Here is a 12,818-nt window from a genome sequence, read left to right on the forward strand (position 1 = left end):
ATCTCATTCTCGAGAATGGCGGCAAATGCAAGGCAATAGTGGACCGGTCCACATCAGTGGACCGGTCCACAGATTTGTCCGGTGCGATCAGGGCAGCTCGCCCGCGAGAACAGCCGCTGCTGCGATTCGATCAGGAAGGGGGCCTGTTCGCAGTGGGTGAGTCGACAGCCCCGTCAGCCGCAACAGCGGGCGGCCGTCCGGGTCATAGGCTTCCGCCCCGGTGCGGTCGGCCACCAGTACTCGGGCCGAGATCGCGGCGCCCCGCGGCGAGCCCAGCAGGGACACGGGCTCCAATCGAGCGATCCCTTCCGGCACCGCACGGATCTGTTCTGCCCCGTGCAGGGCGATGACCTGCAGTTGGATCAGCGCGTCGGCCAGCAGGATCGGCCAGTGCGGTCCAGGGTCATCGCCGGGTGCGAAGGTGGCCGTGGCCGCGCCATCAGCGAGGGACACCTCGGCCAGGGACATATAGGGCCCGCTGAGCGTCAGCGGTCCGCCCGGTTGGTACCACGGCGGCCGCACATATCTGCGACCAGGATGCCGCGTCTCCCGACTGGCGCGGCCTCGGCCGTTCGGCCGGATCTCGGCCGCCGATAACGGCTGGGTACCGATGGTGGCCTCGGCGTGGAGCAGTTCCCGGTGCGAACGGCCACGCGCATCCGGTGGCAGCTCGCTCACGATGCGGACTCGGACCGTCGACCCGGTGTCGTCGACGTCGACGACCACTCGGTAGGCGTCGCGGTGTTCGGCGTGGACCGGCCGATGGATGGTCAGCTGCGTCAATATCCACGCCGACCCGGGGTGGACGGGCGCATGTCGCGCGATCGCCTCCACGACCAATGCCCCGATCATGGCCGCCGGGACCACGGGTCGTCCGAAGAGCAAGTGGTGCCGTAAGTGGCTGTCGCGGCCCAGTAGATCGGGCTGAAATCGGAATGCGCGAGCACCGTCGGGCTCCAGCAGCCAATGGTCTGCCGGGAGCGGACCAGCCGCAGCGGCGGTAGTGGCACCCGCGGCGTCGCGCGCTAGCAACTCTCGCTCCGCCGAGCCCAGATAGGTGATTTCGCGATGGGCGGTGGAGCCGAGATCGGCGAGGAACAGCGCACGGCCCTGCCTGTTGGACACTGGAGTCAGCGCGGCTTGGCGACGCAGCAGCTCGCGCGTGACACGTTCCGCGGCGAAGCCGGTTTCCGCCCACAGCGGCATGGCCAGCGTCGTCTCGGCAGTGGGGCCGAACCTAGCAGTCCACTGCGCGGTGGTGTTGAGCAGTTCGTTGCCCGAACAGTAGTCGACCTCGCCCGCCCACCCGATGACCGCGAGCAGGGAGCCGATATTGCGCCAGCGCCGCGGGGGGCGGCCGGCGAACGACCGGCGCAGGTTGAGATAGCCGAGCAGCTTCGTATCGCGCACCCGCCGGACCTGCTCCAGCGTGGTGGCACGCACCGTCGCTCCGTGGTGTGTGCCCGCCGCGTTCACCAGCAGGTCGACGCGGTCGTGGCGGGCGTGCACGCGATCCATCGCGGCCTGAACGGCGGCGGCGTCGGTGACATCGCAGACCAGGTGATGGACTTTCCCTGCGCCGCAAGTCGTTTGGAGCCGGTCCATGGTCGCCCGAGTCTCCACCGCTGCCCTGTGCCGCGCGTAGTCTGCCGCCAGCTCACCCATGCTCGCGGTCGGGCGGTCGGCGTGCTGCGCGGCGAGGAACGCGGCCTTGGATTCCAGCCGCGGGTCCGATGCCGGTGATGTCGTGCTCAGCAGGTAGACGGTCGGGGCCGCCGATTCGGCGAGCGCCGCCAGGATCTCCGCCGTGATGCCCCTGGCCCCACCGGTGGCGACGACCACATCGGCCGGGCCCAGCGGCTCGTCCGCGGTCCGGGTGGGCGGCTGATCGGTCAGCCGATAGCTGAAACGACGCCCGTGCGAGTGGACGCTCACGGCGAGATCCTGGTGCCGGCCGGATTCGGCGGCCAGCAGGCCGAGTCCCTCTCCGAGGTCACCGGACTCGGTCAGCACGGCGAAGCAGACCGCGATAGGTGCCTCGCGGGCAAGGCATTTCACCAGACCGGTGAACGGCGCGGCCGCCGGGTGGACGACACCGTCGCGCACCGCGTCGAGCAATAACACTCCGAAGGAACCGCCCGATTCCGGCTGCCATCGCTGTGCGGCGAGGAAAGTCAGGTCGTGCAGGACCCGGAGGCGGTGCACTGCGGCGAGGTCGTCGACGGCGGTCCGGGAGGCGGCCAGGTCGGCGATGATCCGGATATGCACGGGCTCGCTGTCCGGCAGCAGCGCCGTCAGCTCCGCCGGGTCCGGCAGCGGGCCGGCAGGCGAGGGCGGCGCGACCAGCGAATCGACCTGCCCACCAGGGAGATTCGCCAGCAACGCGCGGTCGGAGACCAGCAGCACGGATCCCGACGGAACCGCGGGCAACGCCGCCCGCGCGCGCCGGGGGGCGGACTCGACCAGTTCACGGACTACCCGCCGCACCGGGGTGTCGTCCTCGTCCTCCGCGCCGACGGGCATCGAAACCTTCAGCTGGACACCCCAATTCGTGGTACTGCCCACCCGGGCCGTGCGCGAACCTCGAGTCAGGTGAGCGAGCAGCGCCAGCATGGCGTCTCCGGCGAGGTAGGTGCGCTGCGAGCCGCGCAGCGGCGCCACCGTGTCGGGTCGGCTGGCAGGGTCGCTCACTGCGAGCTCGGTGCTGATCGTCGCCAGCACCGGCAGCCCCTCGGCGCGAGCGGTGGACTTGCGGGTCAGCGCGACCAGGAACGCGCCCTCGGCGAGGCCGCGATATTCGTCACCGCTGGCCAGGATGTCCGCCAGCTCCGGGGAGCCGTTGCCGTTGACCGCGCCGACCAACGCCAGATCGAGTGTTCCGTGTCGCAGATGGCGTTCGGCGGTACGCAGCGCGTCGAGCGCGGCGTCCGGACCGGTATCCACGGTCAGGTTCAGACCATGTACATCCCAGAGCGAGGCCAGCCGGGCGGCGATGATGTTCGGCATGAGCCCGGGGTAGGAGTCCTCGGTGCTGGACGGCACCAAGTCGCGGACCTGCTCGGTCAATTGCTCGGGCACCGGCTCCCTCAGAGTCTGTTCCAGATCGCCGAGATAGCAGCGCAGTCCGTAGTGGACGCCTCGGAGGGTGGGCCCCATATGACCGACCACCACACCGGTGGTGGCACGCAGGCGAGCGCACGCGTCCCGGATCGGTTCCGGCAGGCGTGCGGCGACATTGAGCATCATGATCTGGGTGCGATCCATGCCGCGCAGCGTGGCGGGAGGCATCGGCGCGACCTCGAAACCGGGCAACGGGTAGTCGAGGCCGAATCCGGCCTCGGGTGCTCGCTCGCCGGTGCGCAGCCATGCCCGCACTCGCTCGCCGTCCGGATTACCCGGCAGGTCGCAGGCCCATCCCACCACCACGATGTCGTCGCCGTCGATTCCGTTGCGGGGCCGGCGTTCCGGGGTCTCGGGCAGGTGGTCACCGACGATCACATGAGCGTCGGTGCCGCCGAAGCCGAACGCGTTGACGCCGACTCGCCGGGGCCGATCACCCACGAGGGCAGTGTGTTCGGTCGGCGGGGCGAACCGGCTGCCCACCAGCTGCGGCATCGGATGGTCCAGATAGCGTTGCGCCGGAACGGCATTGCGTTCCAGTCCGGACAGCGCCTGCACCATGGAGACCGTCCCGGCCGCCCAGCCGCTGTGCCCGACGATGGCCTTGTTCGATGACAGCGCGGTGGGCGCGCCGGTACCGAGCACCTCGCTCAGCGAGGAGAGTTCGGTGCTGTCGCCGGCCTGGGTGCCGGTGGCGTGAGCGATCACCCAGGACACCGAGGCCGGATCCACGTTGCCGTCGGCGTAGGCCCGGCGCAGCGCAAGCTCCTGGCCGACGTGGTTCGGCGCGTAGATCGCCTTCCCTTTGCCATCGCAGGCGAGCCCTATCCCGTCGATGACGCCGAGCACGCGGTCGCCGTCCGCCCTGGCCTGTTTCAGCCGCTTCAAGATCAGCACACCCGCACCGTCGGAGAACAGCACGCCGCTGGCATCCCGATCGAAGCAGCGCACCTGTCCGGTCTTCGACAGCCCACTGAGCTTGGAGAACAACACGACATTGCGTGCCGAGTAGCCGAACGCCCCGCCGCACACCGCGATCGTCGCCTCGCCCTCGCGCAATGCCTTGACGGCCAGGTCCAAGCCGTAGAGTGAGGAGGAGCACGCGGCATCCACCATGACCAGCTCCGTCCGCTCGGGCAGCAGCCCGGCGATCGCGTTGCGGCCGATCCGATGGGGCAGAAACTCCGACGGCGGCGTATCGCTGTGGGTGTAGTGCCCGCGCAGGCGCTCTCGCGCAGCCGAGGAGAGTGCGGAGCCGGCGCGCCGCAGGTATCCCGACAGCACCAGCTGTTCCTCGAGCTCCTGGCTACCGTCCGCGGTGAAGCCGAACGCGGCGAAGAAGCGGTCGCGCTCACGCCGGGTGACCGAAGCCAGCGCCGTGCGCAACGCGTGACGCAGCCACAGCGTGGTCGCCTCCCGACTGGGCAATGTGTCCCACTCGGCACGCAGTTCCGGGCCGGGCCGGAAGTCGGTGATGAAGCCGGACTCCTTGGTGTAGGACCGGTCGGGTGCTTGCGGATCGGCGGAGTAGAACGACTCGGCATCGAATCGACTCGGCTCACCGAAGACGTTCTTCTCCCCGCTGAGCACCTCCCACAGCTCGTCCGGGTCGTTGGCGCCGGGCGTCACCACGCCCATCCCGACCACCGCGATCACCGCGCCACCGTCGGGGTCCGGCGAATCCGGTTCCGGTACAGGCACATCCGGCTCCTCGCGGAGGGAGCTCGCCGCACCGCCGACCGGCTGTTCTCGCGGCGGATCCGGTACGGGTTCGGGAGACATGAGCGGGGAGAGCATCATCGAGCCGAGCGCCAGGCCGCCGTCCGCGAGCACGCACTGCCCGGTGATCCAGGACGCGGCCGGGGAGGCGAGGAAGACGACGAGCTCGGCGCACTCGTCCAATCGGCCGAGCCGGCGACCGAGCGGAGTGGACGCGGCGACCTGCTTCATGAACGGTTCGGCATCGGGGAACAGCTCCACGGCCGGGCTCTCCAGCACGCCGAAAGCCGCTGTGTTGACCCGGATTCCGCGCGGCGCGTATTCCACCGCCAGATAGCGGGTCAGCGATTCCATGGCAGCTTTGGTCGCACCGCAGGCCCCGAATCCGCGCATCACCAATTGGCCGCCGCCGAGGGAGGACAGGCTCACGATCGCCCCGCCACCGCGTCGCTCCATCAACGGCGCGGCCTCTCGCGCGCACCACAGACTGCCGCGCAGACCGGTATTCCAGGCCTGCTGCCAGTGATGGTCGAGGATCGTGTCGATCGGGCCCATCGCGCCCGCCCCGGCATTGTTCACCAGAACGTCCAGGCCGCCGTGCCGCTCGGCGATCGTGGCGAACATCGCCCGCACCTGGTCGAGATCGGTCACCGAACCGCGCAGGAGTTCCACCGAGCCACCGTCGGCGCGCAGCGCGGCGACCAGTGCCTCGGCCTCCTTGCGGGAATGGAAGTAGTTGACGATCACGTGCGCGCCATGCGCCGCGAAGGCCTTGCTGATCGCGCCGCCCACGCCCTTGCCACCGCCGGTGACGAGGACAATACGGCCGTTGAAGTCGCTCACCGGACCGCCAGCCTTTCCAGTACGAAGTCGGCGATATGCCCGAGCGACGGATAACTCGGCACCTGGACGCCACCATCGGGCCTGGTCAGCTCGAAATGGTCGATGACCTTGGTGAGCAGGGCGGTCTGTTTCAGGGAGTCCACGCCGAGGTCCGCCTCGAGCAAAGCCTCGTCGGTCAGCAGGTCGGGTGGGTATTCCAGCAAGTCGGCGTACAGCGTGCGCAACTGCTCGAGCACGTCGGGTCGGGGCAACGCCTCCGGTACCGGGGTCGGCGGCGGCGCGGCCGATACCGGAGCCTCCACCGGCGAGGCCTCCGTGGCCAGCACCGGCAGAGCCTTCGGGGCCGACTCCATCGGCCGGCGCGACTTCACCTGCTGGACCGGGGCGGATGCGGCAGGGAGGCCGCCGGCGCGCGCGGCGTCTCGCAGAGCGGAGCCTGCCTGCGCCGGATCGAGCAGCGGGGCGACCGTACGAATGGCGGGCACGGTCAACTCGGCACATCGGGTCAGCGCCTTGAGCGCACCCACCTCGATGAACGACGACACTCCCATCGAGTGCAGGTCGCGGATCGTATCCGTGAAGCGGACCGGAAGCACGAGGCACTGCCCGAGCATCGCGGTGAGGTCGTCGTCATCGGTGTAGCGGCGCCCATGGATAGGGGAGATGACCGGAAGCTCGAGAGGTTGTTGAACGATCGTGCGGGTCGACTCCGCGAAGGTGGCCACTGCAGGCCGCATCGACGGATGGTGGGAGGCATACGGCAGGTACAGGACGGTGAAGAAGGCCCCGAGCGCTTCGGCCACCCCTCGGGCGCGCTCGATCGCGGCGACAGGGCCGCTGAGGACGGTTTGTCGTGGCGCGTTGAAACAGGCGACCACCAAGTCCGGCTCGTCGAGGACGCTGATGAGATGTCCGGCCATCTCAGCGTTCACGCTGATCGCGGCCATCGCCCCTCGTCCCTCCAGAGCCTCGAGCGCCTTCGCCCGGGCAGAGACGAGATGTACACCGTCGGCGAGCGTGAAAGCGCCTCCGGCCACCAGTGCGGCGATCTCGCCGAAGCTGTGCCCCACCAGCGCGTAGGGATGCGCTCCCTCGTCCATCAGGATCCGATGCGTCGCAATCGATATCGCGAAGATCGCCACCTGGAGCTGCACAGCCGGTCGGCTGAGCATCTCCTCGATCGACAGCTCCTCGTCGCCGAGCAGTACCGGAGCGACGGCCGGTATCCCGTGGTCGGCCGCCGCCTCATCGATCTCCTTCACGATTTCAATTGCCTGGGGGTATTCCACGCGGGCCTGTCGCAGGGCCGCAGGCGCATATGCGCCGAGACCCGGAAATAGAAAAACAGCACGATTATCGGTCGTAGCAAACACGTCAGCCTTCTCCTGTCGATGGATGTCCGAGGCGCGAACACCAATTGCGCCGAGATGCAGAGGAATTAACTCAGTGTAGAAACCTCGATGCATACCGGATCCAACAGAAATGGTGTGCGCTCCCTGATACGCGGGTTGGGAGCGGCTCGTCAGCTGGATGTTGGGGTTGCGTCCCGGCGGTGCCGACAAGACAAAAACGGTCCGATGATCGGCACGCCCGATCACCGACACGACGGCGCGCGGCACCACGAACCGCGTCTGTCGGATCACCAGGAGTTCACGCTCCGGACATCAGGGCCGACAGCCTCGTCACCTCGTGTCGGATGAGTGGATTGTGGCCGGCCAGTAGGTATTCCACGCATTGGCGCGCCGCGGCGTCGTGGCATACGTCCTCCGGCGAGATGGCCACCGCCTTGTTCAGCGCAAACGCGGCGGCCACCTCATCGCCGTGCTCGGAATAGGCGCGAGCCAGGCGGATGTGATGCCGGGCGCGATCACCGATCGGATAATCCTGCGGCACATCGACCTCCGCGGCCAGCCGCAGCGCCTCGGTCGGATCGCGGCGGGCGAGCGCGATCTCGACCCGCGTGATGCCGAGGTGGACGGGACCGAACGGTACGCCGAAAACGATGGCGTCCGAGTGTGATTCGGCCGCCGCGCGCTCGGCGATCCAGACCAGCCGCGACGATTCGGCCAGATCCCGCGCCCCGATGGCGGCGCACGCGGCAACCAGATGCAGTGCGCCCCACAACGTCAGCTCGCGGCCGTCCGCGGGCGGATCGGCCCCCAGGCGGCGCGCGGCCGACAGCGCGTAATCGTGACCCTCCCGGAACTGGCCGCGGTGCACCAGCGCATGGCCGACATGCCAGGCGCTGGCCGCCACCAGCGACCGGCGATGCAGCTGCGCCGCCGTGCCCATCGCGCGATCGGCGACCACCGCGGCCAGGTCGTGTTCGCCGCAGGCCGTGGCCAGCCGGCGCGCGAGATGATAAGCCCAGATCAGCAATTCGGCCGTCTCGTCGTCGCGGCGCTGCCAGCGGATCAGGCGACTCGCGGTCAACACCCGCGGAAGACGCTGCGCCAGAATCGAGTACCGGCGCGGCGAACCGGTCCAGACCCGGCTGCATCGACGCAGCGCCACCGCGATCGACGCCGCATCGATCTGCTCGATGTCCCGGTGGCCCTCGTAGATCCGCAGCGCGGGGTGGTCGATCACCGCCCGGCCCAGCGCGGCCAGTTCACCGGTGCTGTCGCGGCCCTTGCCCACCGGTTGCGCGGGCCGATCGACGAGTTCGCCGGGATCGGCGATATCGAGCACATCGGCCAATCGCATGATGACCTCAACGCTGTCGAGCCTGCGCCGCCCGGTCTCCACCGCACGCAACCACTCCTCGCTGCGCCCCACCCGCTCCGCGACGACCTTGCGGGACAGGCCGCGACGCCGGCGGCGCATCTCCATACGCTCACCCACCGTGAACTGCCCGGCTTCCACCACATCCATGCTCATACTCATGCTCCGTGATGACGAGGCCACCCACGTGCCTTCCTTGCCTGGCAGCGGCACGCAATACGGTGTACCCACCGACACGCCCGAGAATCCTCGTCTTTACGAGATCCTTGCGGCACAGCCACTCCCCCGGCCCGCGCCAGTTCAAGTCCCCGCTTCTCGGGGCTGCCTGCCCGCCCGCGTGTCCCATACGCTGTCGGAACGACCGCAACCGGGGTCGAATTATAGTGGACCCCACCGGATTACGACGTAATAGCTGCAACGTTTCTACTGACACCGAAAGGATGGCCGAAGCAGCGGCGCTGTGTCCATAATCGTCTGGTCCAGATACATTCTCGACGCCCCACGTTTCGAGAACCGACGAGAAATGAGATGCGACCGCCATGCGTTACCGGCGCTCCCGCACATTGGTGTTCTACTGGCATGACAACGAATTGACCGCCGAGAATTATCTGCAGCGACAATCACCCCCGCCCGAACCGGATGCGGCCGTCGCATTGGCCCCGCTCGACGTCGAGGTGCTCGACCGCTTCGACGACTGGTCCGAGGCGAAACACGTGGCGGCATCGTTTCCGGATCACTCCCCCGAATCGGTGTTCTCGACCATCACCGAACTCGTCGACGCGGGCCTGCTGCGCGGCGAACACGACGGTGACGAGCGGCGATCGTCCCGGGACGCCGGCGCCGCGCCGCCGCTGTTCAAGGTCTACCCTCGCGCGCCGCGGGTCTATCTGCCGCGCAATCTGGCGCCGATCACCGCCTCCTATGATCGAGTGTTGTTCGCGCGGCGCACAATTCGGCGATTCGAGCCGCGCCCGGTCGACGATCGCGTGCTGTCGTCGTTATTGCACCGGACCTTCGGGCCGATGATGGTCCGCGACGGCGGGCCGCTGGGCACCCGGCTCATGAAGACCAGCCCCTCCGACGGCACCCGTCACCGTTTGGAAGCTTATGTCGCGATATTCGACGTGCTGGGCATCGATCCGGGCCTCTATCACTACAACGGCGAGGCGCATGCGCTGGAATTGCTGTCCGACGACTTCGACCGCGACACGTTGGAGGAGGTGGCACTGGGGGATCCGGAATGGCCGAACTCGGCCTTCGCCTGCTTCGTGACCGCCCTCGTCCCGCGTACCGCGGAGGAGGATCACCACTCCCGCTCCTACCGCGCGGTACTGCTGAATGCCGGACATATCGGACAGACCTTCGCCCTGACCGCGACGGCGCTGGGCCTGGGTCCGTGGCAGAGCGCGCGGTTCCACGACGAGAAGCTCGAATCCCTGTTGGAGATCGACGGATTCACCGAGACGGTGGTCTACATGCTCGGCGCGGGCCATCCGGTCCCGACCCCGGACGGCCTGCCCAGTGACTACTGCCCCTCGGGCCCGGTCGATCCGGCGACGAGGCTCGAGGAGCACTGGTACGACTGACCGCTACCCGGCGGCCCCGGTGATCAGCGCGACCAGCCGATCGCCGTCCACCTCCGAAACCCGGTGCGCCGCCACCGATCTGCCCCGGCGCAGCACCACCACGTGATCGCAGACGCGCAGGACCTGGGCCAGGTCGTGGCTGATGATGAGCACGGTGATCCCGCGATCGCGCAGCCCGCGCACCAGCCTCTCGACCGCGGCGGTCTCGCGCACGCCCAGGGCCGCGGTCGGTTCGTCCATGATCACCATCGACTTGCCCCAGGCCACGGCCCGGGCGATCGCGATGCTCTGGCGCTGGCCGCCGCTCATCCGACGCACGGTGGTGCGCACCGACGGCACGTTCACATCGAGGTCGCGCAGGATCTCACCGGTGCGATCGATCATCGCCCGGCGGTTCACGATGCCGAACGGATACACCAGCTCCCGATTCAGGAACAGGTTCTGCCATACGGTCAGATCGTCGATCAGCGCGAGATCCTGATAGACGGTCTCGATGCCCAGCCGGCGCGCGTCCTCGGGCGAGCGCAGCCGGGCGTCCGCACCGCGGAACAGGATCCGGCCCGAATCCGGCGGCTGCACCCCGGTCAGGCAGCGCACCAGCGTGGATTTCCCGGCGCCGTTATCGCCGACCAGCGCGGTGACCTCGCCCTCGGCAATCGTCATCGTCACCCCGGCCAGCGCCTGGACCGAATCGAAGGATTTGGTCAGCTCGCGGACCTCGAGCACGGGAATCGTCATGTCCTGGACCTACTTTCGGAACCGGGCGATCCCGGCGGCCAGCAGCAGCACCGCGCCGACGGCGACCGGCTGGTAGTACTGCGAGATGCCGAGAATGGTGAATCCGTTGATCAGCGAGGTGAACAGCACCGCACCGCAGACGGTGCCGAGCACCGAGGCCTTACCGCCCGACAGCGATGATCCGCCGAGCACCACCGCGGCGATCGAGCTGAGCAGATAGGTGGTCTGCAGCGAGGGATCCGCGCCGCCGTTGCGGGCGACCAGCATGACCCCGGCGATCCCGCACAGCAGTCCGGACATGGCGTAGGCGAACAGCCGGATCCGGTTCACCGCGATGCCGGTGTCGCGCGCGGCCTCGAGCCGCCCGCCGGTGGCGAGCAGATGGGTGCCGACACGGGTGCGGAAGATGATGCCCGCCACCACGAGTGCGGCGAGGAGGGCGAGCAGCCAGAACCAGCGCACGGGCCCGATGCCGTCGAGGGCCAGCCGCTGCAGGAAGCTGGAGGTCACCGCCTGGGTGTTGCCGTGGGTCAGCAGCAGGGTCGCGCCGTTGAGGACGCTGAGCATGCCGAGGGTGACCACGAAGTCGGTCATATGCAGCCGCCCGACGAGCAGGCCGTTGATCACACCGACCGCGAGCCCGCCCAAGATCGCGCCGAGGATCGCGACCGCGGTCGAATACCCATGCGTGGCCAGATATCCCAGAATCGCGGCCGCCCAGGGCAGATTCGCGCCGACCGACAGGTCGATGCCACCGACGGTGATCGCGAACTGCTGGCCCAGCGCCAGCACCGTGAGGATGGTCGAGGCGACCAGCAGATCGCCGATGTTGTCCAGGGTCAGGAAGTTCGGGGTGGCGATGAAGAACGCCACCCACAGCACGATCAGCGCGAGGGGCGCGGCGAATTCGGCCGCCTTGGCGAGGATCTCGCCGCGCCCGGCGCGGGGAACCGGCTGCGCCAGTTCTGCGGAGGCGGTCACTTGTTCAGCAGTCCTTCCACGGGATTGTCGAAGGTGACGATCGGGCGCGGGAACGCCGAGAGCTGCGCCGCGACATTGCCGGAGCCGATGAACGCGATCGGCGCGACGACCCGCTCGGGCAGCTTCCTGCCCTGATGCAGCGCCAGACAGCCCTGGACCGCGAGTTGGCCCTCGGCGTAGGGGTATTGGGTGACGGTGCCGTAGAGCGTTCCGGCCTGGACCGCGTCGAGCGCCGCCCGGATACCGTCCACGGAGATCACCTTGATCTGCCCGGTCCGCCCGGCGTTCTTGATCGCCTGCGCGGCGCCCAGGCCCATGGTGTCGTTGGCGGCGAAGATGCCGGTGATATCCGGATGCGCCTCGAGGATCGCCTCGGTCACCTGCAGGCCCTTGTCCTGCTCGTAGTCCGCGGGCGCGCGCTGCGCGATATCCAGCTTGCCCGCGACGGTCTCGCTGAAGCCCTGATTGCGATTGATGCCGTTCTGCTCGCCCGCGATGCCCTCCAGCACCACCACCTTGCCGGATCCGCCCAGCGCCTCGAGCATCGTGCGGCCCGCGGTGCGCCCGGCCTCCAGATTGTCCGAGCCGATGAAGCTGGCATAGGAGACACCGGCCTGCTGGGAGGCCTTCGCATCGATCTGGGTGTCGAGGTTCAGGATCGGAATGTTCTTGCGCGCCACCGCGGCCAGCGGCGTGATGACGTTGGTGGCGTTGACCGGGACGACCCCGAAGCAGTCGTAGCCCTGTGCGGCCATGGTGGAGATCTGCGCGTTCTCGCCGTCGGCGTCGGTTTCGGACTGACCGGCCTGCACCACCACCTTCACCCCGCGCGCGGCGCCCTCGGCGAGCGCGCCGTCGCGCAGCGCGGCCCAGTACGGGTTGGTGAAGTTGCGGGTGACGATCGCGATGCGGAACTGCCCGGCGTCCCCGGTGCCGCCGCGACCACATGCGGCCGCGGCCAGCGCGCCGACGAGGACGAGCGGCACCAGCGCGCGCCTGAATCGAACATCCATGGTGTCACAGACCTTTCGGAAATCAACTCGTGTTGATCAACACGAGTTGATTGGTAGTGTGTGACCGGGGTCACCGGCTGTCAAGAGGCTCGTG

The 12,818-nt window shown here is 68.6% G+C and carries 7 protein-coding genes; 1 reads left to right on the forward strand and 6 read right to left on the reverse strand.

All coding sequences use genetic code 11. From position 1 onward, the window contains the following. Positions 1-87 precede the first annotated feature (87 nt). From ACIA76_RS06025 to ACIA76_RS06035, 3 genes are read right to left on the reverse strand one after another with little or no spacing between them, the layout of a single operon-like run. Positions 88-5,682, reverse strand: coding sequence for an SDR family oxidoreductase (locus tag ACIA76_RS06025; RefSeq protein ID WP_397148986.1), 5,595 nt, complete (start codon positions 5,680-5,682; stop codon positions 88-90). Then, a complete protein-coding gene (locus ACIA76_RS06030) occupies positions 5,679-7,325 on the reverse strand; it encodes an acyltransferase domain-containing protein (protein WP_397148988.1) in 1,647 nt (548 codons plus the stop codon). The genes ACIA76_RS06025 and ACIA76_RS06030 overlap by 4 nt, the downstream gene beginning before the upstream one ends. 7 nt (positions 7,326-7,332) lie before the next feature. Beyond that, the gene (locus ACIA76_RS06035) at positions 7,333-8,562 is read right to left on the reverse strand and encodes a helix-turn-helix domain-containing protein (protein WP_397148990.1); all 1,230 of its coding nucleotides are present in this window, start codon (positions 8,560-8,562) and stop codon (positions 7,333-7,335) included. Between the two features lie 383 nt (positions 8,563-8,945). On the opposite strand from ACIA76_RS06035, the gene ACIA76_RS06040 reads away from it, so the two are divergent. Continuing rightward, positions 8,946-9,992, forward strand: a complete 1,047-nt coding sequence (locus tag ACIA76_RS06040; RefSeq protein ID WP_397148992.1) for a SagB/ThcOx family dehydrogenase — start codon at positions 8,946-8,948, stop codon at positions 9,990-9,992. A 3-nt stretch (positions 9,993-9,995) separates the two neighbouring features. Here ACIA76_RS06040 and ACIA76_RS06045 read toward each other — a convergent pair whose 3' ends face one another. Genes ACIA76_RS06045 through ACIA76_RS06055 form a run of 3 tightly spaced genes read right to left on the reverse strand, consistent with a single transcriptional unit; the run spans position 9,996 to position 12,724 of the window. Further along, positions 9,996-10,730, reverse strand: coding sequence for an ATP-binding cassette domain-containing protein (locus ACIA76_RS06045; RefSeq protein WP_397148994.1), 735 nt, complete (start codon positions 10,728-10,730; stop codon positions 9,996-9,998). A 9-nt stretch (positions 10,731-10,739) separates the two neighbouring features. Next, entirely contained in the window at positions 10,740-11,711 is a 972-nt protein-coding gene (locus ACIA76_RS06050; RefSeq protein WP_397148996.1) for an ABC transporter permease, read from the reverse strand. Then, positions 11,708-12,724 (reverse strand): substrate-binding domain-containing protein, encoded by a 1,017-nt coding sequence (locus ACIA76_RS06055; RefSeq protein WP_397148998.1) that lies wholly within the window; start codon positions 12,722-12,724, stop codon positions 11,708-11,710. The genes ACIA76_RS06050 and ACIA76_RS06055 overlap by 4 nt, the downstream gene beginning before the upstream one ends. Positions 12,725-12,818 lie beyond the last annotated feature (94 nt).

It is taken from the genome of Nocardia sp. NPDC051570 (assembly GCF_044454005.1).
Classification (GTDB): Bacteria; Actinomycetota; Actinomycetes; order Mycobacteriales; family Mycobacteriaceae; genus Nocardia.